The sequence below is a fragment of the Micromonospora sp. NPDC051006 genome (genome assembly GCF_044456245.1).
Taxonomy (GTDB): domain Bacteria; phylum Actinomycetota; class Actinomycetes; order Mycobacteriales; family Micromonosporaceae; genus Micromonospora.
In genome coordinates this window covers 19,127-39,048 of sequence record NZ_JBITFP010000006.1, presented here as the reverse complement: position 1 = coordinate 39,048, position 19,922 = coordinate 19,127, and the positions used below count along the sequence as shown (strand labels likewise).

Annotated in this window: 18 protein-coding genes and 1 pseudogene; 11 read left to right on the top strand and 8 right to left on the bottom strand. The window is 68.8% G+C overall.

All coding sequences use genetic code 11. From position 1 onward, the window contains the following. Positions 1–362: 362 nt before the first annotated feature. Together ACIBBA_RS12575 and ACIBBA_RS12570 are read left to right on the top strand one after the other, a co-directional pair. Positions 363–689: pseudogene (locus ACIBBA_RS12575) on the top strand (transposase); the annotation flags it as partial. A gap of 102 nt (positions 690–791) precedes the next feature. After that, entirely contained in the window at positions 792–1,178 is a 387-nt protein-coding gene (locus tag ACIBBA_RS12570) for a transposase (protein ID WP_396696587.1), read from the top strand. Positions 1,179–1,342: 164 nt separating this feature from the next. Here the strand turns inward: ACIBBA_RS12570 and ACIBBA_RS12565 are convergent, their stop codons facing one another. Further along, positions 1,343–1,564: a hypothetical protein gene (locus tag ACIBBA_RS12565; protein WP_396696585.1), complete on the bottom strand. Its 222-nt coding sequence runs from the start codon at positions 1,562–1,564 to the stop codon at positions 1,343–1,345. 300 nt (positions 1,565–1,864) lie between these two features. Here ACIBBA_RS12565 and ACIBBA_RS12560 point away from each other — a divergent pair, with 300 nt between their 5' ends. Continuing rightward, complete coding sequence (locus tag ACIBBA_RS12560) at positions 1,865–2,389, top strand: SigE family RNA polymerase sigma factor (RefSeq protein WP_396696583.1); 525 nt, start codon at positions 1,865–1,867, stop codon at positions 2,387–2,389. Continuing rightward, positions 2,382–3,647 (top strand): WD40/YVTN/BNR-like repeat-containing protein, encoded by a 1,266-nt coding sequence (locus ACIBBA_RS12555; RefSeq protein ID WP_396696581.1) that lies wholly within the window; start codon positions 2,382–2,384, stop codon positions 3,645–3,647. Before ACIBBA_RS12560 ends, ACIBBA_RS12555 begins: the two co-directional genes overlap by 8 nt. Positions 3,648–3,782: 135 nt before the next feature. Here ACIBBA_RS12555 and ACIBBA_RS12550 read toward each other — a convergent pair whose 3' ends face one another. Continuing rightward, the gene (locus tag ACIBBA_RS12550) at positions 3,783–4,517 is read right to left on the bottom strand and encodes a class I SAM-dependent methyltransferase (protein WP_396697038.1); all 735 of its coding nucleotides are present in this window, start codon (positions 4,515–4,517) and stop codon (positions 3,783–3,785) included. Positions 4,518–5,242: 725 nt separating this feature from the next. Next, positions 5,243–5,854: a hypothetical protein gene (locus tag ACIBBA_RS12545; RefSeq protein ID WP_396696579.1), complete on the bottom strand. Its 612-nt coding sequence runs from the start codon at positions 5,852–5,854 to the stop codon at positions 5,243–5,245. A 496-nt stretch (positions 5,855–6,350) separates the two neighbouring features. Here ACIBBA_RS12545 and ACIBBA_RS12540 point away from each other — a divergent pair, with 496 nt between their 5' ends. The 3 genes from ACIBBA_RS12540 (at position 6,351) to ACIBBA_RS12530 (ending at position 9,037) form a co-directional block, all read left to right on the top strand. Then, positions 6,351–7,109, top strand: a complete 759-nt coding sequence (locus ACIBBA_RS12540) for a HipA family kinase (RefSeq protein WP_396696577.1) — start codon at positions 6,351–6,353, stop codon at positions 7,107–7,109. Continuing rightward, on the top strand, positions 7,106–7,474 hold the full coding sequence (locus ACIBBA_RS12535; protein ID WP_396696575.1) for a DUF3037 domain-containing protein: 369 nt from the start codon (positions 7,106–7,108) through the stop codon (positions 7,472–7,474). The genes ACIBBA_RS12540 and ACIBBA_RS12535 overlap by 4 nt, the downstream gene beginning before the upstream one ends. Before the next feature lie 381 nt (positions 7,475–7,855). Continuing rightward, positions 7,856–9,037 (top strand): hypothetical protein, encoded by a 1,182-nt coding sequence (locus ACIBBA_RS12530; RefSeq protein ID WP_396696573.1) that lies wholly within the window; start codon positions 7,856–7,858, stop codon positions 9,035–9,037. Between the two features lie 389 nt (positions 9,038–9,426). Here the strand turns inward: ACIBBA_RS12530 and ACIBBA_RS12525 are convergent, their stop codons facing one another. After that, complete coding sequence (locus ACIBBA_RS12525) at positions 9,427–10,146, bottom strand: hypothetical protein (protein WP_396696571.1); 720 nt, start codon at positions 10,144–10,146, stop codon at positions 9,427–9,429. Positions 10,147–10,337: 191 nt separating this feature from the next. On the opposite strand from ACIBBA_RS12525, the gene ACIBBA_RS12520 reads away from it, so the two are divergent. Both ACIBBA_RS12520 and ACIBBA_RS12515 read left to right on the top strand, forming a co-directional pair. Further along, complete coding sequence (locus ACIBBA_RS12520; RefSeq protein ID WP_396696569.1) at positions 10,338–11,036, top strand: suppressor of fused domain protein; 699 nt, start codon at positions 10,338–10,340, stop codon at positions 11,034–11,036. A gap of 693 nt (positions 11,037–11,729) precedes the next feature. Next, the gene (locus ACIBBA_RS12515) at positions 11,730–12,560 is read left to right on the top strand and encodes a tautomerase family protein (RefSeq protein WP_396696567.1); all 831 of its coding nucleotides are present in this window, start codon (positions 11,730–11,732) and stop codon (positions 12,558–12,560) included. A 172-nt stretch (positions 12,561–12,732) separates the two neighbouring features. Here the strand turns inward: ACIBBA_RS12515 and ACIBBA_RS12510 are convergent, their stop codons facing one another. From ACIBBA_RS12510 to ACIBBA_RS12500, 3 genes are all read right to left on the bottom strand, one after another. Then, the gene (locus ACIBBA_RS12510) at positions 12,733–12,867 is read right to left on the bottom strand and encodes a hypothetical protein (protein ID WP_396696565.1); all 135 of its coding nucleotides are present in this window, start codon (positions 12,865–12,867) and stop codon (positions 12,733–12,735) included. Between the two features lie 56 nt (positions 12,868–12,923). After that, a complete protein-coding gene (locus tag ACIBBA_RS12505) occupies positions 12,924–13,412 on the bottom strand; it encodes a GNAT family N-acetyltransferase (protein ID WP_396696563.1) in 489 nt (162 codons plus the stop codon). Positions 13,413–13,631: 219 nt separating this feature from the next. Beyond that, positions 13,632–14,204 (bottom strand): peptidoglycan-binding protein, encoded by a 573-nt coding sequence (locus ACIBBA_RS12500; RefSeq protein WP_396696561.1) that lies wholly within the window; start codon positions 14,202–14,204, stop codon positions 13,632–13,634. Positions 14,205–14,659: 455 nt separating this feature from the next. Here ACIBBA_RS12500 and ACIBBA_RS12495 point away from each other — a divergent pair, with 455 nt between their 5' ends. Beyond that, entirely contained in the window at positions 14,660–17,443 is a 2,784-nt protein-coding gene (locus ACIBBA_RS12495; protein WP_396697036.1) for an AfsR/SARP family transcriptional regulator, read from the top strand. 101 nt (positions 17,444–17,544) lie between these two features. Here ACIBBA_RS12495 and ACIBBA_RS12490 read toward each other — a convergent pair whose 3' ends face one another. Next, complete coding sequence (locus ACIBBA_RS12490) at positions 17,545–18,387, bottom strand: LysR family transcriptional regulator (protein WP_396696559.1); 843 nt, start codon at positions 18,385–18,387, stop codon at positions 17,545–17,547. A 72-nt stretch (positions 18,388–18,459) separates the two neighbouring features. Here ACIBBA_RS12490 and ACIBBA_RS12485 point away from each other — a divergent pair, with 72 nt between their 5' ends. Continuing rightward, positions 18,460–19,680 carry an MFS transporter gene (locus ACIBBA_RS12485; protein WP_396696558.1) on the top strand — a complete coding sequence of 407 codons (1,221 nt, stop codon included), beginning with the start codon at positions 18,460–18,462 and terminating at the stop codon, positions 19,678–19,680. The last annotated feature ends 242 nt before the right edge of the window (positions 19,681–19,922 follow it).

The window sequence follows — 19,922 nt, the reverse complement described above, 5'->3', positions numbered from 1 at the left end:
TGGCGGCGTGACCGGTGACCTCGGCGGGACTTTGGACGGCACCGTCGGCGGGCTCGGCGTGAGTGGCGTGACCGGAGACCTGGGCCCGTTGCACGGCATCGGCAGCATCGCGGGGGACGTCGGTGTAACCGGCGACGCGCATGCCAGCGTGGAGGGCGGGCTCCTGGGCGCCTGACCGACGGCCTGCTTTGACGGGACTGTGAGTGATGCGGGGGCCGGGATCGCGCTCCATCGCGGTTCCCGGCCTCCGCAATGGCGTGCTGGGGCCTTGTTGACCTGGGTGCGACGGCTGGGCGGGCGCCACCGCGGGCCGCTCGCCGCGTCGGGCCGGCTCTCGTGCTCGACGCGGTGCCGGACGTTCCCGGGCCGCCGCGCCGGACGGCATCGAATTCGCTACGAAGCCTGCCTTGGCGGGGCAGATGATCGCCGCCGCGCTCGACGCGGGTGTCCCCGCCGGGTGGGTGTCCGGCGATGAGGTTTACGGCGCCGACCCCGGCCTGCGCGCTGACCTGGAGTACCGCGGGATCGGCTACGTCCTGGCCGTCGGCTGCCACCGACGCGTGCACGTCAACGACGGCCGCACCCTTGTGCGCGTCGACGACCTCGCCGAGCAGATCCCCACCGCGCAGTGGCAGCTGCATAGTTGCGGGCCGGGCGCGAAAGGGCCCCGCGACTACCTGTGGGCCTAGATCACCACCGCCACCCGGCCGGGTGAGCACCGGTGGCTGCTCATCCGCCGCAACCGCACCACCGGAGAGCTGGCCTTCTACCTGTGCTGGTCACCTCGCCCGGTGCCGCTGCACACCCTCGTGACCGTGGCTGGCTCCCGCTGGAGCATCGAGGAACTGTTTCAGACCGGCAAAGGCCAGGTCGGCCTGGACCACTACCAGGTCCGCAACTGGAACGCCTGGCATCGATTCATCACCCTGGCCATCCTCGCCCTGGCCGTCCTGACCATCCTCGCTGCCCAGCAGCCCGACACCGAGCAGGAGATCATCACCCTGACCGTCGCCGAGATACGCCGACTGCTCAACGCCTTCATCCTCATGCTGCCGCTTCCACCAGCGCACGCCCTGCTCTGGTCGATCTGGCGACGAACATCCCAGGCCCGAGCCCGGCGATCCCACTATCGGCGCAGACAAGCGAGATCACGTTCAGGTATTAGGCTGAGCCTGTGATTCGGGCTGTGATCGTGGACGTTGACGACACCCTGTGCCTCACTCAGGCCGCCTCGCTCGCGTTAGAGAACGAAGTTCTGACCGAGATGGGCCGGCCGCCGGTGCCGCGGGAAGTGCATCTGTCCACATGGGGCGAGCCCCTGCTGGACGCCATGCCCAAAAGGTCACCCGGCCTCGACCTTTCTCTGTTCTCGGCGTAGGTCGTTGGTCGACAGCAGAACGAGTGTGCTGACGAGGATGGCGGCGGTCCGGTCCGGCGCCTGACCGGTGACGGTCAGCCGGGGCCGTCGGGCCACCGCGACGGCCCGGTCCAGCCAGTTGTGGCAGCTGGCGCGCAGGTCGAGGTGCGTCGACTCCGGCCGGCTCGGATGCGGCGGCCTCGTCATAGAGCTGGGCCGACAAGACCTAACGCCACTGCTCACACCCCATGTGCCGGTAGTCGCCCGGCAGGGCGTCCGGGTTCCCGGGAGATTGCATCTCCGCCCGGTCATATCAGGGATCGCCAGGTGATGAGGCACTGCGGCTGCGCGGACGACGGGAGTCGGGGATCAGGATCGCTCGGCACGGACGTGATGTCGGAGCTACGCCGGATCCAGGGCCGGCGACCGGCCATCGGAGATCGGGTGCAGCGGATCGGACGCCCTGCACGTGACAGTGACGAGACCCGCCCGACATCGAGGACCGACATGACCGTAGGGCACCGACCGGGGGCACCCGGTGCACCACCGCCGCTGGAGTTCACCAGTTTCTACGAGGCGCACTTCCACCGCCTGGCGGTGCAGCTCTACGCGTACCTGGGGGACCACGCCGAGGCGCAGGACCTCACACAGGAGGCGTTCTGTCGTGTGCTGGAGCGGTGGGACCGGATCAGCACGTACGACGACCCGTCCGCCTGGGTGCGGCGGGTCGCCTGGAACCTTGCCACCAGCCGGCTGCGCCGGATGCGCACCGCCGTCCGGCACCTCGCCGGGCAGCGAGAGGAGCATGTGCCCGGCCCGGAACCTGACCGGGTCGCGCTCACCGCCGCGCTGGCCGCCCTGCCCGCGAACCAGCGCCGGGCCGTCGTCCTGCACCACCTGGCCCAGCTTGGCGTCGCCGAGATCGCCGACCATCTGGGCGCGCCCGAGGGCACGGTCCGGTCCTGGCTCAGCCGGGGCCGGGCTGCTCTGGCCAGCCACCTCACCGACCGGCAGGAGGCCCACCGTGCGTGAGACCGACCTGGACGAGCTGTTCGCCGAGTTCGAGCGACGTACCGCACCGACCTTCCGCCCGCCCGGCCTCTCCGCAGCGGGACGCCGGGTCCGAGAGCGACGAGTGCGCCGCCGTGGCCTGCTGGCCGGCGTGGCGGCTCTGTTGCTGGCCGGCCCCGCTGGCGCGTACGCGCTGGCCGGGCGGGACAGTGACGGCAACCCGCCGACCCCGGCGCCGAGCCCCACCGCGTCGCCGCCAGACGACCGGCCCGTGCAGCGGAAGGTGACGGTGCCCGGGGTTCGCGGCGAGCTGCGCCAGCTCAAGTTCGTCGACGCCCGGCACGGTTGGGCGCTCTTCGACACCTGCGACTCCGAAGACGTCGGGTCCACCGACTGCCAGCGTGACCTCGCGCGCACGGCCGACGGTGGTGCCACCTGGCAGAGGAAGGCGCTCCCGGGGGTGGTGAACGAGCCGACGACGCCGGGAGGTCTGGGCCTGCTGCCCGTGGACGACCAGCAACTCACCGTCGCCACCGGCAACCGGTACCTGGTCACCACGGATGGCGGGGCCTCCTTCACCGAGCACTCGGTCGACGCCCCGCCGCGGGTGACCCGGCTGGCCTTCGCGAGCCGCGACGGTTACCTGCTGCGCTGCCCGGACGACGACGGGTTGTCGCGCTCCTTGTGCAACCGTCGACAACTCGTCCGGGTTGACGGGGTGGCGGTCCCGGCGCAACCGCCGCTCGACCTGAGGACGAACGCCGACAAGTGGCTCATCGAGGGTGGCGACGACCGGTTGTGGGTGGCGGTCCGCAACGGCGACCGGATGACCGTCGCCGTCAGCGACGACCGGGCGGTCACCTGGCGGACGCTGCCCACGGTGGCGGGCGCCGCGGGCCTGCTGGTCTCGCCGGACGGCACCGACGCCTGGCTGGTCAGTGTGGATCCGGAGAGCGGGTCCAGCTCCGCGAGCGCGAGACGGGTGTGGGCCTTGACGGGCAACCGCTGGCAGGAGCAGCCCGGCCTGCCCGACGACACCTTCGCGGCCGCCGCCGCGAACGACGGGGTGTTGGCGCTGACCGGCGTCCACGGCGGCGGCGGCTACTGGGCCGACGGGCGGTATGTCGACGAGCCTGCCCTCGGTGGGCGGCAGCGCGACGGGGGCGAGGCCTTCATCGTGCGGGTGCTCCCGGACGACACGATCGTCATGGACTACCCGACGGGCACATTCCTCGGCACCGGCTCCGGCGTCGACCGCTCCTGGACGTGGGTCTCCTGATCCGCTGCAGACGCGCGGCCAGTCCATCGCACGAGGGGGGTGATGGACCGGCGCGCGTCGTCAGCATGTCGGCGTCGATGGCGGAGGTGGTGAACACGACGACCCGAATCGTCTTGAGCCAGCCGGGTCGGACTGTCAACGAAGTACCAGTAGGTCGAGGACATCGATCAATGGGCCGGTTGCAGTCCGCGCGGCCGCGTGGAGCCGTTCGGCACCTTGCGCGTATGCGTCATCGCTGATCAGCTGCAGCAGAGTGTGCGCTTCGCGGCGCAAGCCGGTGGCGGCCTCCTGCAGCGATGATGCGGAGATCTGCGCGACCGGCTCGAGCCCGGCGGTGGTGAAGCCCGAGGCGGCGAATGCGGCTTCGATGGTGGCCACGGTCGGGTAACTGTCGTTCAGCGCAGTGATCGTCTCGGGCCAGAAGTGGCAAAGGGTGATGCCCTCGTGACGGCCGGGGAAGGCGGAACGGATCAGGACTGGGCCACCGGGTTTCAGGACGCGGCGGATCTCCTGAGCGGCGGCCGGGAGGTCGGGAACGTGGTGGATGACCGTGGAGATCCAGACCGCGTCGATGCTTTCGTCCTCGGCCGGAATGTCGGCAGCGTTGCCGCTGAGGACTGGCTTGAGCAGGGCGCGCTCACGCATCGCGGCGGACGGTTCGATGGCGATCACGTCGGTGGCGGGCCACCACGTGCGGAAGGCCTGTGACCAGCTTCCGGTGCCGCAGCCGAGGTCAAGCAGACGCATGTCCGGCTGCGGATTCAGGTACCGGGTGATCGCCTCGCGCCACGCGCCGAGCGCGTCGTCGCCCAGATGACGGGTCGCCTCGAACGCGGCGGCGTCGGCTTTGTCGTATGCGATAAGCGCCATCCCCCGAGCCAACCCGGCGGCGATGCCGCCCTGCAAGAGCGAAGTGGATCGCTTCACATCACAACTAGACCTGTCCGTTCCAGTGCGTCACCGCCCAGATCGGCACCGATGTCGGCGCCCGGTTGGCCTATTGAAGATCATTCTTAGCGCTACTTTTCGTTCCGATGTTCCTCAGAGGCCGAGCTGGGAGGTCAGCTGGCGCCGCCGCTTCTGGCCTGACAGGGAAGGCCTTGGTTTCGTCGTAGGCGGTGCCGGTGGCTAGGCAGTGGTGAAGGGCGCTGAGCATGCGGTTGAACAGGTTGCGTTGGGCTGCGGCGTGGTCGGTCGCCGGCGGCCCGGCGGCGGTCGTAGTGAGCTCTGGCGCCGGGTGAGGCCAGCAGAGAGCAGAAGGACCAGGTGAGCCCGGCCGCCGCCAGTCGCTGGTTCTTGACCTGGCGGTGGACCACCGTGCGCATCCGGCCGGAGGCGCGGGTAACCGGCGCGCAGCTTGCGGGCGGGTCTCGAAGCGGATACGGTCGTCGCCGATCTCGGCTAGGACGCGGGTGCCAGTAACCTCGCCGAGTCCGGGGAAGCTGGTGCGCGCGTCGGCGAGGTCGTCGACGCCGGCGGCTGCGGCGTTGACGACGGCGAGCAGGGTCAGGTGCTGGCCCATCGCCTGTTCGACCAACGGCGGCTGGCGCAGCTGTCGTCTGAAGCTGCCGGCTCGCCAACGATTGCCCCTGGGCTCACACGCCAGGTATCGGCATATTCCAAGTTTCGGCGGCGCAAGGCTGGCCGTTGGCTTTTGGCGTCAAGACGCTGATGACGTTTCTCATCGGCACCAGTTGTTCGCGGGTCATACCGAGCACCTTGAAGCGCACCCGCTGGCTGTGGAGCCAGAACCCTGCGCATGTCGTGTTCGGAACCTCTAGCAGTCGCAGCGTCAGGTACACCAGGACCTCGCTGTCTGGGCGGAGGTCGATCGGCCGGAACGGGGCCGCGTCCAGTGCGGACATGCCTGCGCCTGGGCGGCGGTCGTTCATCCGCACCCCTTCGAGGGTGTAGTCGACTCCGCCGTCGTCGACCACCTCTTCTAGCCGCACGGTCAACGGTCCCGGATTCGCGATGCTCGTAGCGAATTCGATGGTTCGGCCGGACCGGGCGAGGTGACGGTGTTCGGTGACATCGCCCGCGGTGACATCTGAATATGCGTCGGGATACCAGCCGCGGCTGCCGGGGGTCAACTCGTATCGCAGCGTGACTGTGAGGTAGGCGGTCAATAGCACGAGCAGGACAAGAGACGCGGCGAGGGCAATCTTGATCCGGCGCCGGACGCGGCGGGAGGCGGTCAGCACCATGGAAGGATGGTAGGGCGGTGACCATCACACCTGCTGTCCTGTGGACGCGGACCGTGAGGCAGGCGCAGCGGGGCGGGCAAGGCAGCCAAAACATGTCGGGTCGGGTCTCGCGGGACGCCGCGTTGGCCGAGCTGCCAGCGTGCCCGACACGTGCCCGATACGGGGCACACACGGGGGACAAGACAACGTGAAATGTCGGCAAGAGGGGAGAACGCGTGCTCGATTTCGATCGCGCGTGGCAGGTGGTCGAGGAGCTTGCTCGCACCGCGCGGTAGGGGACGTGGCCCTTCAGGTTCTTGATCCGGGATCGTGACAGCACGTCGGTGCGGGTAGGTCCACCTCCGGGCAGCCAGTTCACGGTGCCCGCGCAGCAGCGGGGCCGGGGTGGCAAACGACCTGGACCGAGTTCCTGACCGCTCAGCCAGGGGCGTCCTGGCCTGCGACTTCCTGTATATGGGCTCGATCGGACGCGGCCTCTCTCGGCTAGGGTGGGCGGGTGCTGCGTCATTTCACCGGGATCCGGTACGTCACCCCGCTGCGCGAGGGCGGTTCGCTGCCCGGTGTGGTCGAGGCCGACGACCTGGGCACCTACGTGGCCAAGTTCAGCGGCGCTGGGCAGGGTCGCAAGGCGCTGGTCGCCGAGGTGGTCTCCGGCGAGCTGGCCCGTCGGCTCGGACTGGCGGTGCCCCGACTGGTGGTGCTCGACATCGATCCGGTGATCGGCCGGGCCGAGCCCGACCAGGAGGTGCAGGAGTTGCTGCGCAACAGCGGCGGCGCCAACCTGGGGATGGACTTTCTCCCCGGCGCGCTCGGCTACGACCCGGTGGCGCATCCGGTGGACGCGGCGCTGGCCTCGCAGGTGCTCTGGTTTGACGCGTACGTGGAGAACGTCGACCGTAGCTGGCGTAACCCGAACATGCTGATCTGGCACCGGCAGCTGTGGCTCATCGACCACGGTGCAACCCTCTACTTCCACCACAACTGGCCGCGGGCCGACGCGGTGGTGGACCGTCCGTTTCGGGCCGACGACCATGCGCTCGCCTCGTATGCCACCCGGCTCGCCGAAGCCGAGGCCGAGCTCGCGCCCCGGATCACTGCGGACCTGCTCACTGAGGTGCTCGCGCTGGTGCCCGACGAGTGGCTGGCCGGGCCGGACTTTGACGCCCCCGACCAGGCCCGGGCAGCGTATACGGATCATCTGACCCGCCGGCTCGCGCACAGCGCCTCCTGGCTGCCCACGGGGAGCGCGGCGTGAGGAAGCCCTTCGAGTACGCGGTGATCCGGCTGATGCCCCGGGTAGAGCGGGGTGAGCAAATCAACGTGGGCGTGATCCTCTACTGCCAGGCCCTCGGTTTCCTCGGCGCCCGTACCCATTTGGACGCCGACCGGGTGCGGGCGTTCGCGACAGACGTGGACCTGGTGGCGGTGGCTGGGGCGCTGGAATCCTGGGACCGGACCTGCTCCGGTGCCGGCCCGGCGCACCGAATGACGCCGGGGGAACGGTTCCGGTGGCTGGTCGCCCCGCGCAGCACCATCCTGCAGGCCGGGCCGGTGCACACCGGCCTGACCGCCGATCCCGCCGCGGAGCTGGACCGCCTGCTGGACAACCTGGTCCGCTGACACTGTCACTTCGGCAATAGGCACGTCACGCATCCCGCGGCTGACAAGACGGTGTCGCTGCTCCCCGGACGGCTATCGCTGGCCGGCGTCTCGGGTCACCTAACGCTACGCCAGCAGGTTTGCTTAGATCGATGTGGAGCATTGCGGGTGAGAGGGCTGGAGTTCGCCGCGGTTCCGTCATCTGAGACACCGATCCCACGGGCAACGTCTCCTCTGCCGACGGCGTTGTCGCAGCGGCATGGCGGCCCGACCCGGTGAGATTGCCTGGTGCAACCCCCGCACGCCGGTGCACTCGTTGGGCCGTCCAACATCCGCCTGTCGGTACCTGGCGGGAAGGGTGGCCGTGCAAACCTGACGCGAGGCCGGTGCCACAATCCGCTCGTGGATACGTCGTCCTTCGCCGCGATTTTCGGCCCGCCGTCGGCCGTTCCTGTCCCCGTCGACTGGGACGCGGTGGAGTCCTGGCTCGGTCTTCCTCTGCCCGGCGACTACAAGTCAGTGGCTTCCGCATACGGGCCGCTCGACATCGGTGAGTTCGTCTGGTTGCACACTCCCTGTGTCCAAGAGGGGCGTTTCGACTATGCCACCTGGCTGCGGGACACCCACCGACACTGCCGCATCTCCTCTCAGGAGGTCCCGCCGTTTGAGCCTCCGGCCTTGCATCCCGCGCCTGGTGGCTTGCTCGCCTGGGGGATGACACGATCGGCCGGCTACCTGTTCTGGGATACCGCAGCGTCTGAAGATCCGGACCGGTGGCCTGTGGTCGTCTTCCATCAGGATGCCGTCTACCAGCGCGTCAACCCATGGCACAGCTACGACATGCCGTTGCTAGAGACGCTGTCCACAGCCGTTCGCACCGGGCTTCCGCTGCCCGGCGGCGGGAGGATCGGGCCGCTGCCGGCGACCGCGCGGCCGACGGCCTTCCTGAACAACGTCGGCCCATGGACCCCGCCCGCGCCCCGGCCGCAGGTGGTACCCGAGGCGCAGCGGCGTGCCGCGCTCACTGAGGGTACCGGGCTGGAGGCGCTGATCCTGCTCGTGCCCCCGCCTGCGGCCCCCTACCTCGGCGGCGGCACCTGGGAGGAACTGTTCGAGGAGCTAGGCACGCGGCTGCCCGCTGAGTACGTGGCTCTGATGGACCGCTACGGGGCCGGCTGCTGGTCGAAGTGGCTGAGCTTCGTCACGCCGTTGCGGACCAATGGCCGCGGGTTCGCTTACCACGCCGCGCAGGCACTAGACGGGTACCGCAGCCTCCGCGCGGACTTTCCTCAGTACCACCCCCTGCCTGTCTGGCCTGAGCCTGGAGGCTTCCTACCCTTCGCGAGCTCAATTGACGGCGATCAGTTTGGATGGCTGACCGAGGGGGACCCCGACGAGTGGCCGCTGATCGTCTCACCCCGTCATGCCGACCAAGGGCCGCCCCTGCCTGGCAACCTGACGGACACCCTGGTGGAGTGGCTGCGTGGACGCTTCGCCACGGAGGGACTTCCCGGCCTGGACAAACTCGACGATCCGCTGGATTTTATCGATTTCGAGCCATGGGACGACGAAGCGTACTGGTAAACATGGTCTCCTGGTCGGCGTCCAGACCGCTGGACCGCCTGACACCACCTCAGCACGGCACGCTCCGGGGCAGGTGCCACGACGCACAACGGGCGCGCATGCCCGCGATACCTCCGGCGCACGCAACTGCCGCCGAGCGGGCGTCACGTTCCATAACAGGCGTCGCCAGGCCGAGCGCTCAGTCGTGCCGATATGCGGATGTCGAGGGTGCGGTCCGGATGAGGGGCGGCGGGTTGAGGGGCAGTGCGCCGATGGATGATCACCCGGGCTGCCGTCTTTCCGTCAGCGACGGCGAGCTGCGCCGTCCGGATCTGCCGTAACTCGTTCATCGAGCAGTCGCAACCCTCGGCACGCCCAGCGTTCGGAGCGCGAAGCAGTGCGCGGGTGTGCTACCGGTGTTCGGTCGTCCCCGAGGGCTGGAGCGTGTCGGTGATGAGGCGGAGTTGTTCCGGCGAGAGTTCGCCTCCGTGGCGGCGATAGGCGTGCGATCCAAGGCTGACGAGGACATCGTCAACGTTTGCCCACCGGCACGGTGTCCAGTACCTGCGGCTATTGAGCAGTTCCTCGCTGACCTGACGTACGTCGGACCGGGCGCCGAGAGCGGTCAAGGCTTCCGCGACCAGATCGACGGCCTTGCGCGGGCGGTTGCTGTCGGCGCAGGCCGGGACGAGCAGGAGCAGGCGCTCGGCCGGGGTGTGAACCTGATCCGGCTGGTGCGCTGCGGCGACGACTTCCGGCCACGCGAACGCCGGCCCTCGGAAGTGTCCCTCCATGGCGGCGAGAGGGACAGCCGCGTCGCCGGTGCCAGGATCGAGCACGTAGTCCACGCCGCCATCGTCTTCGAAGTTGCGCATGATGACGTGCAGCCGACAGTGCCCGGGAAGTGGCAGCGAGAATACCGGCCAACTGCTCGGGTCGAGGAAGGTGTCGACGATCTGCTCCAAGTCAGCCGGATCGACGTTGAAGGCGTCCGGCGCCGACGCGGATCCGCCAACGGTGAAAAGGAAAGCCGGCCAGAACAGCGTGTGCGACATCATGTCGGACCCGTCGACCAGCGGCGATCGTAGGAACGGCGGTTCGTACCCGTCCAAGTATCCAGGGATGATCACGTGGTCATCGTGACAGTGCACGCGCCGCATGTGGTCACCGGCCGTTGACGGACGTGTCGGCAAGGCCGATCAAGGCCCACATACCCGCTCACACCGCTGACCGCGCGGCCACCAGCCGCTACCGCCCGACCCTGCCAATGAGCGTGAGTCAGGTCGCGCCTTCGCTAGACCGTGACCTAGGCTGCGTCGTCATGGACGAGCCGCGCGGGTCAGGAGTTCTCCGTCATCGGTCGCTGCACGACGGCTTCGTATCGGCGGAAGGCCCGCAGCAGGCCTTCGCCGAGGCTATCGATCGACACATTGAGGAGCACTTCGGACCTGTCGAGTTCGTCTACCACGAGATCGCGTCGCACCTGGTCGGTGTGCATGTCTACGTCGTGGGACCGACGGAGGAGCGCCCGTACCGGACGCTGATCACGTCTGGGATGAGCGACCTGCCGATGACGATCCCGGACGGCCACGACATCAGCCCGTACGCAGAACTGATGCTCAGCCTGCCGGCCGATTGGCCGCTGACTGAGGTAACCGGGCTGGACGACGACCCGACCGGCTGGCCGCTGCGAGTCCTCAAGCAGATTGCTCGACTGCCGCACGAGTACGGCACCTGGATCGGCGAATGGCATTCCGTGCCGAATGGCGACCCCGCGCAGCCGTACGCTGCGGGCACCCTGTTCTCCGGGGTCGTCGTCACACCGATGCTGCGTGTGCCGCCCGAGGCCAGGACCATCGAGGTCCGCGGCGGCAGCCGAATCGCGTTGCTCGCGTTGATCCCTCTGCACCCGGATGAGACGGCGGTCAAGATCGAACACGGGACTGACGCACTCATCGAAGTGCTCGATCGTGGCCGCGTCACCGAATTGCTGGACCCGCGCCGGCCCTCGTACGCCTAAGAGCTCGATCGCGCGCCGACCAAGGTCATGTGCGCGCTTCCGCCGCCGAGTGGGCGCGCCGGAACGCAGGAACTCCCGTCACTCTCCGTAGATGTCCGGCGCAGGCACGATCGAACTCCGTTGCAAAGCGACATGACGAGGTGGGCTCGGCCCTCTGCACGGCGGTGCCGACTCCTGCGACCGCCCGGCACGCGCAGTTCGACCTGCGGCGAGGAACGGTCGCCGCTCAGGCCCAGCGCACTACGTCGTCGTGGTTCAGCCTCGGCAGTCGGGTACCAGGGGTCCTTGCCGGGAGGTCCGATGTTGACCACCAGGATCGATTGGAACCGGCCTTCGGGAAGGAAGTCGACGTCGATGCTGGCGGCGTCGAAGCCGCCCATCGGATCGGCTGCCAGCCCCTGAGCGCGGACGGCGAGCATGAAGTTGCCGGCCTGCAGGCTCGCATTGAACGAGGCGGTTGCGGCGCGCAGGGCGTCGTTCCCGGCGAAGACGTCTCTCAGCTCCGGCTTGTACGGCAGTACGGTCGGGATGTGCTCGTGCCGTCACCAGCGCGCCGGCGAGGACCGGTCTGTCCGAATACCACCCCAGCACCCGACAGATCTTTCACTTTCTCGGACCACTGTCTGGTACGCGCCCCCGTTCGACATGATTAACAGGACGCCGACCGGGCGCCGGGCACCGAGAGGAGCGCAGATGCCCTTCGTCGACATTTCGCTGGCCCGCGGCAAGTCGGACCAGTATCTCGCCTCCGTCTCCGAGACGGTGCATGATGCGTTGGTCGCCGGGCTGAACATCAAACCCGATGACAATTTCCAGCTCATCCACCAGCACGACCCGGGTGAGATTGTCTTCAACCGTGGCTTCCGTGGCGGCCCACGCTCCGATGACTGGATCGTGTTCACGATCACCGATGATCTAGACCGTGGTGAGCGGGCCAAGCGCAGGTTTTACCAAACGCTGGTCCGCCTGCTCGAAGAGCGTCCTGGCGTCCGTCCCGCCGACGTGTTCGTCATCATGACCGGAGTCCCGACGGAAAACTTCTCCTTCGCTGGCGGAGTGATCGGCACCGACATCGAGGCCGCCGAGTCGCTCGAAGCGGCGGCGAGAGCCTCAGGCACCCGCGACACGTACACCAGGGCCGAAATGACGTACGCCGTCACCCGGCTCTTCGGCAACCGCGATCGTGGCCCCATCCTCCCGATGCTGCGCGACGATGTCGTCCTCACCCTGCCCACCACGCTGCCCTACGGCGGCGAGTTCACCGGCCCCGCGGCCTTCGACGACTTCTTCGCGAAGATCCCGGGCGGTGGCGCCGTCTGGAAGTCGTTCGACACCGTCGTCGATGACGTCCTCGCCGCCGACGACCACGTCATCGCCCGACTCGCCAACACGGCCGTACTCAAGGCAAACGGCAAGACGATCGTCTTCCAGAACCTCTGGCTCTTCGGAGTCGCGGCCGGACGCATCACTAGCGCCCAGCTCTACGCCGACACCGCCGCCGCGACCAGCGGCACACCCGATTGATCGAGGTTTCGCCCGACAAGACGCCTTCCGCTACGAACAAAGGCGTCATCACCCAGAACCGCACCGCGGTCTCTTGTGGAATCGAAGCCCCTTAACCAATCGAGACGATGGCTAGACATGCCGCGGCCGACCCAGCTGCTGGTCCGCGTCGCGGCCGTTGGGACTGTCAGGCTCACCCGGCGACCCGAGCAACCACCGGGTCCGCGTACACGATCGCGGCCAGCAACGCCCGGTCGTCCACCCGTCGGCGACCACCACCCTGCCGACGGACCGGCGCGGGCGGGATCAACGGCACCGCGATCTCCACAGGTCATCCAACGCCCAGGTACAGATCATGGCCTCTGGCTACCCGGTAGCCGTTCTTCAGGCTTCTGAGGCAGCCAGTCGGAGCCGCATAGCTGGATAAGTCGTGCGGACGAAGCCAAGCGAGTGATAGAGCGGCTCGCCATTCGGGCAGGCGCGCAAGTCCACAGTCCGGATTCCGCGGTCGCAGTACCAATCGAGCAGTGCCGTCATACACAGTCGGGAGTACCCGCGTCGCCGCTGGTCCGGATCAGTCACCACGTTGAAAACGTATCCGTGCTCGCTCGTCGGATCGTCTGGCCCGCCGAGTCGGCAGTCGACAGCACCAACCGCACACGCAGCCAATGCGCCGGGCCGGTCAACACGGTCGACAACGAAGGCAACCATTGTCGGGTCCGGAGCAGCGAGCCGGGTCTGGAGGACCTCGAACGTCACACCCCGCCACTCGTCAGCGGCCGGCTCGGGCGAGGCGATCTCCCCCAAGAACACCCCACGCAGGCGAACCAGCTCCGCTGCATCTGCCTCCGTCGCCCTGCGCACCTCACCCATGGCCTGGAAGGTTAGTCACCACTCGCCCCCGCGACGCGCCGCCCTTGCTGTCGGCACGGGGGACAGTGAACCGGGCTCAGGGGCACACAACCGCGCCCGACCCGACGCGGCAGTCAAGTGACGTTGGAGTACTAAGTGCGTCGGAATCCGGACGTCGCGGGGCCAGCGGGCCCGCCGACTCCCACGACGTCCGGATTGCCGTGGCTTAGCTAGGCGAGGTCAGCAGGTGCGGGAGTTGTAGGCGGCCCAGTAAGGGCCGCCGCCCTGAGGCGGGTAGAACCTGAAGTTGCCGTCGGGCGAACGCTGCAAGACGAATTCGTGCGAGCTGTACGGGCTCCTGGAACCCGTTGCCCCGCGGTACACCACATACAGCCACCCGTTCTGGTTGTCGTGCTGCACCAGCCTGTCGCCAGCCTTCGTCCAGCTGTTCCGGCCTGCCGAGCCGTCCGCGACGAGGCTCTTGTCGCGCTGGAAATTCCTCGTCGCGGCATCGGTCTGGTCGCCGAAGACGCCGTCGATGCCGGACGAGGGCAGGTAACCATTTGCCCAGAGAATGGTTTGCCACAGACAGGCGACGTTCGAGTTGCGGTGCGTAGTGACGTTGACGACGCCCTCGTCATCGAAGTCGTCAGACACCGCGCCGCTGCCGTAGACGTACGCCCTGCCGGTGTAGGAGCCGCTGGCCGCAGCCGGCGTGGCGATGGCGACGTTGATGCCGATGGCCAACGCGGCGCCGACGACGGGGACAGCAGCCTTATTCAGCATGCGACGGATGGAGTGGAGCGAGGACATGCATCTCCTTTGGTTGAGGATCAATCTGGGGCCAAGGGCGGTGGCCCAGCGGGTGGGCCGGGTTGGTGATCGAGATGACGCTCGCGATCCCCTGGATGGCCTTGACGCAGTCGCCGGATCTGCTGTCACGACCATCGCTGCGAACGCCACTGCGACAGCCGTCAGTAGCGCACCAGTCCTGGACTTCGGTGAATCTGATGCTCTCGAAGCAGGGTGTGGACAATCGGTCCCGTTTGGCTACGCGCCGTCGTTGGGCAGCCAGGGCATGGGAGGTGCTCTCGGGTGGGCGGGGAGGACGGGTGAAACGGTACGGTGGGGCCCGTACAACCGCCGCACAACTGGCGTATAGATCATCTACTCGCCCGCGGCATCCGGGTGTTGTGCGCCTGGTGACAGATGGCAGCGCCCACATGTGAGGTGCCTGGTTGCGTTTCGAACTACTTGGCCCGTTCCGGGTGTACCACGAAGGCCAGCCGGTGCCGCTGGGCTCGGTGAAGCAGCGTCTCCTGTTGGCCACCCTGCTGCTGCGCCCGAATGAGGTTGTCGGCACCAACGAGTTGACCGCGATGCTGTGGGGCGACGAAGAGCCGGCGTCGGCGGCTGCGAACCTACGCACCTATGTGCGCGGGTTGCGGCGGTCGCTGGGCGGCGGGGCGCCCTGGGATGGGATAACCGCTGCGGCCGGCGGCTACCTGCTGCGGGTGGGCCCAGGCGAGCGGGACCTGGACCTGTTCGACGCTGCGGCGGCGCGGGGCCGCGAAGCGCTCGCCGCTTCGAACGTGGACCGGGCACAGGCCGAGCTTTCCGCCGCGGTGGGCCTGTGGCGGGGGGCTGCGCTGTCCGACCTGCCCCTGCGCCCGGCGCTAGCTCGGCGGGTGGCGCAGTTGGAGGAGCGCCGGTTGCTCGTCGAGGAGGACTACGCCGAGGCGGTGCTGGCGCTCGGCGCTTCGGCCGATGTGGTGCACCGGTTGCGCGGCCTGCTTGACCGGCATCCGCTGCGGCAGCGGGCGTGGGGCCAGCTGATGGTGGGCTTGTACCGCATCGGAGACGCGGCAGGCGCACTGGAGGCCTTCCGCCAGGCTCGGCAGGTGCTGGCGGAGGAGACCGGCCTCGATCCCGCGCCGGAACTCATCAAGTTGTACGACGACATCCTGCATCACCGCCCGGAACTGGCAGGGCAACCGCCAACGGGGGCGGACGGGCCGGCGCCGAGCACGGGGCCGGGGCCGCTCATCCAGCGCCCCGAGCAGTTGCCACGTGCGGTGCCCGAGTTCGTCGGCCGCAACGCCGAGTTGGCGAGCCTCGACGCGCTCCTGCACGACGGGGCGCAGGAACCGACGAGCGTGGTCATCTCGGCGGTGTCAGGCATGGCTGGTGTCGGCAAGACCGCCCTGGCGTTGCACTGGGCGCACCGGGTCGCCGACCGCTTCCCAGACGGGCACCTCTATGTGAACCTTCGCGGGTACGACGAAGCCGGCGTGGTGTCCCCGCCAGACGCCCTGTCCGGCTTCCTCGAAGCGCTCGGCGTACCCCACACCCGGATACCCTCCGGCCTGGAAGCCCGGACTGGTCTCTACCGCAGCCTGCTGGCCTCGCGCCGGATGCTCCTGGTACTCGATAACGCTCGCGACTCCGCCCAGGTTCGGGCGCTGCTGCCCGGAGCCGGCGGCTGCATGGTTCTGGTCACCAGCCGCGACCGGCTCGACGGCCTGATCGCCGCCGAATGCGCCACGCCGTTGACACTGGGCGTGCTCACAGCCCAGGAGTCGATGAGCCTGCTCGCCAGGCGGCTCGGGGCCAGCCGGCTCGCCTCCGAGCCGGCCGCGGTGGCCGACATCATCGAGGCCGCTGGCCAGCTCCCGTTGGCACTGTCGATTGTGGCGGCGCGCGTCGCCACCCATCCCACGTTTCCGCTCGGTGCCATCGCGGCCGAACTGCACTCAGCCGAGGCGAGGCTGGACGCGTTGGCCGACGGTGACGCCCGGCGCGTCTTCTCCTGGTCGTACCTGGCCCTGGGGCAGGACGCAGCCCGGCTGTTCACCCTGCTGGGGCTGCATCCGGGCCCGGACCTGACCGCCGCCGCGGCCGCGGCGCTCGCCGGCGCGTCGACCGCGGCCGTCACGGCGCGACTGCGGGAGTTGACCCGGCTCCACCTGCTGGCCGAACACATGCCCGGCCGGTACGCCTTCCACGATCTTCTGCGCGCCTATGCGGCCGAGCTCGCGGAGTCCTCGGAGCGCGTCGACGAACGCGTAGCAGCCCGACATCGCCTGTACGACCACTACCTGCACGCCGCCTATCCGGCCGCCCTACTGCTCCAGCCGCAGTGGCCCCCGATCGAGCCGGTGCCCCCGCTGCCCGTGCCCGACAGGCGGCCGGCGACCGATCACGACGGCGCGCTCGCCTGGTTCACAGCCGAGCACCGGGTGCTGATCCGGGTGGTCCGACAGGCCGCCGAGAACGGCTTCGAAGTGCACGCCTGGCAGATCGCCTGGGCGTTGAACACGTTCGTGGCACCGCGCGGCCTGTGGCAGGACCAGCTCGCCATCCAACGGGTCGCGCTGGCCGCGGCAGAGAAGATCGACGACCTCGCCGGTCAGGCCGCCGCCAACCGGTTGCTCTCCCGCGCACTGACCCGACTCGGCGACCACGCCGCGGCCGAGTACCGGCTGAAGCGCGCGCTCGAGCTACACGAACGTCTCGGCGACCCGACTGGTCAGGCCCAGACGCTGCACAACTACTGCGAACTCTGCTATCTGGACGGCCGGCTCGACGAGGCGCTCGCACACGGTCGTGAGGCGCTGCGGCTCTACCGGCTGACCGGTAACCGCTCGGGGGAAGCGCGGACGTTGAACGCGATCGGTTGGCTGCTGGCCACCACCGGCGACTACGTCCACGCCATCGAGAGTTGCATCGAAGCACTCGCCCACCAGAGACCCAGCGGCGACCGCAACGGCCAGGCCGCGACGCTGGACAGCCTCGGCTTCGCCTACGACCGCCTCGGTCAACGCGACCGCGCGGCCGACTGCTACGAGCAGGCGATCCAACTCTTTCGTGACTCCGCCGACCGGTATCACGAGGCGGAGACCCTCATCCGGCTCGGGGACACCCGGGAAGAGATGGGCGACCAAACAGCTGCAGCTGCCGCCTGGCGCCGGGCCGTGCGGATCTACGAGGACGTGGGCGACCCCGCAGCCCAGGAAGCCCGCCGCCGCCTCGAACGCCTCGTTTCGTCCTAGTTCTACCGGGTCTGCGTCGCAGCTCGCACCCTTGAACGCCCCGGCCAAGATCGCCACGGCGGTCGACGGACGTTGAGCGCGGCCCGAATCGGGCCGCTCACTCAAATCATGCGTCGTAGCGTGGTTTCCACGGCATCGATCAGCGGATCACCCTCAGTCAGTGGGTGCCGTGCGAGACCGAGCTCGACGTCCGGCAGGGTGGGCAGGGCGTCCGCGTCGTGGCAGGCCATGACCGGTTCGAGGTTCGCGGGCATGAGCGCTGCGACGCCGAGCCCGGCCCGTACCGCGGCAAGCACACCGATCAGGCTGTTGCTTTCGAACGCCACCCGCCAGCGTCGATCGGTCCCTTCCAGCGTTTCCAGAACTGATGTACGCCAGGAGCACGGGTTCGAGAAGAGCACCACTGGCAGCGGATCGGCAGCCACGTCCACCCCCTGACCGATCGCCCAGACCAGCGGGCGGCGTATCGTCCAGCGCGGCGGCCCGGGAACGTCCGGCACCGCGTCGAGCACGATCTGGACGCGCCCCGCGTCGTAGGCCTCCCGCATCGCCGCGCTGGAAATGCTGAGCACCTCCAGCGTCGCACCGGGGTGCAGTCGGGCGAGGTCGGCGAGGGCCTGCGGAAGGTGGGACGCGGCGAGGTCTTCGAGCAGCCCGACGACGCAGTGTCCGGTGAGCGCGCGTCCGGTTTCGGTGAGTGCCTGTGCGGAGAGCGAGAGAATGCGTTCGGCGTACGGCAGGAGCTCCTCACCCGCGCGGGTCGGCGAGACGCCAGACGGCGACCGGTGCAGCAGCGGACGGCCGACAACCCTCTCCAGCTTGCGCAACTGCTGGCTGAGCGCGGGCTGAGTATGTCCGAGCGCGGTCGCGGCGCGGCTGATGCTGCCCGCCCGCACGGCGGTGACGAACGACCGCAGCAACGCGGTCTCAAGATCTCTCGCCATAACGATTCATTATGCCAGCGCCAACAAACTAACCACTTCCTATGAGGTGGCGGGCGGCCTAGCGTCAAGCAGGTGACCAGATACCGCCAGGTGCTCGCCGTACCAGGGATGGCATCGCTGTTGGGCGTATCGCTGCTCGCCCGTGTCGCGATCACGGCTGACGTGATGGCGCTGACGATGTATGTCGTGCTGGGTCTGGACATGAGCTACGCGGCAGCGGGTGGCGTCGCGGCGGCTCTGACCGCCGGGGTGGCGCTGGGCGGGCCGCTGCTTGGCCGCATGATCGACCGGCGAGGGCTGCGTACCGTGCTGCTGGTCACTGTCGTACTGCAGGTCGTGTTCTGGCTGAGCGTGCCGATTCTGTCGTACGGGATCCTGCTGGCCGCCGCCTTCGCGGCGGGTCTCCTGATGGTGCCGGCCCAGCCGGTTACGAGGCAGGCGATCGCGGCGATGACGACGGCGGGACAACGCCGGGCCGCGTTCGCGCTGGAATCGGTGCACGGCGAACTGTCGTACATAGTAGGCCCGGCGATAGTGATCCTGTGCGCGGCAAAGATGTCCCCCGATTTGGTGGCGTGGGGGGTCGGCGCCGCGATCGTGACTGGCGGAGCCGGGATCGCCTTGCTCAACCCGCCGCTGCGTGCCGAGGACGAGGCGGACCTTGGCGCGACCGGACGGCCCCCGCGCCGGGAGTGGCTGGGCGTCAGCATGATTGCCGTACTCACGATGGCGCTCGGTACCACGACGCTGCTCAGCGGCGTCGACCTCGCCATCGTCGCCACGCTCAAAGAAGCAGGTCAGGTTTCCTGGGCCGCCGTGGTCATAGCCGTGTTCGGCGTGGCCTCCGTCGCCGGCGGGCTGATCTATGGCGCGCTGCCCCGACCACTGCCCACGTGGCTGCTGCTCGGCTCGCTCGGGCTCGTGACGATTCCCGCCGGACTTGCCCACGGCTGGCCCTGGTTGTGCGTGGCCGTTGTCGGCGCCGGGCTCCTCACCGCGCCGACCCTTTCGACGGTGGCCGACGCGGTGAGCCAGCTAGCGCCGGCCACCGTGCGGGGTGAGGCGACAGGCCTGCAATCCTCGGCGCAGAGCGCGGGTTTCGCGCTCGGATCCCCGATCGTCGGGGTGGCGATCGACGTCTCCGCGCCAGCGGGCGGCTTCGCCGCGGCCGGGCTGGCCGGCCTCGCCGCCGCGCTGACCGGATGCCTGCTGTCCCGCCGCTCGCCCGCCCGAACGCGATCCCCGCTCAGCGACCTCGGCCGCGCCGACACCCCCATAGCACCAGGTGTGTAGCCGAGACTCCCGGTCGGAGACCGCCTAGTTTGCCGTGTTTGACCTGGCTATGGCTCGTTGGAAAGGACGTCGATGGTCACCGACGCCGGCCGATAACAGTCATGATCTTTGCTGGGCGGGCCGCCTATGATCGGTGACCCGCGTCAAGGAGGCCCGATGGAGACATAGCGCTTCCTGGCCGCTGTCATGATGAATGCTGCCGGCGGTGGCGGCGAAGAGACGGGGCATGTTCGCGGTGTTCC

Coding starts and splice junctions, on each gene's coding strand:
- ACIBBA_RS12565 (WP_396696585.1), bottom strand. CDS start 1,564: ATGACGAGGCCGCCGCATCCGAGCCGGCCGGAGTCGACGCACCTCGAC.
- ACIBBA_RS12560 (WP_396696583.1), top strand. CDS start 1,865: ATGACCGTAGGGCACCGACCGGGGGCACCCGGTGCACCACCGCCGCTG.
- ACIBBA_RS12550 (WP_396697038.1), bottom strand. CDS start 4,517: ATGGCGCTTATCGCATACGACAAAGCCGACGCCGCCGCGTTCGAGGCG.
- ACIBBA_RS12545 (WP_396696579.1), bottom strand. CDS start 5,854: ATGGTGCTGACCGCCTCCCGCCGCGTCCGGCGCCGGATCAAGATTGCC.
- ACIBBA_RS12520 (WP_396696569.1), top strand. CDS start 10,338: ATGGACGAGCCGCGCGGGTCAGGAGTTCTCCGTCATCGGTCGCTGCAC.
- ACIBBA_RS12515 (WP_396696567.1), top strand. CDS start 11,730: ATGCCCTTCGTCGACATTTCGCTGGCCCGCGGCAAGTCGGACCAGTAT.
- ACIBBA_RS12505 (WP_396696563.1), bottom strand. CDS start 13,412: ATGGGTGAGGTGCGCAGGGCGACGGAGGCAGATGCAGCGGAGCTGGTT.
- ACIBBA_RS12500 (WP_396696561.1), bottom strand. CDS start 14,204: ATGTCCTCGCTCCACTCCATCCGTCGCATGCTGAATAAGGCTGCTGTC.
- ACIBBA_RS12490 (WP_396696559.1), bottom strand. CDS start 18,387: ATGGCGAGAGATCTTGAGACCGCGTTGCTGCGGTCGTTCGTCACCGCC.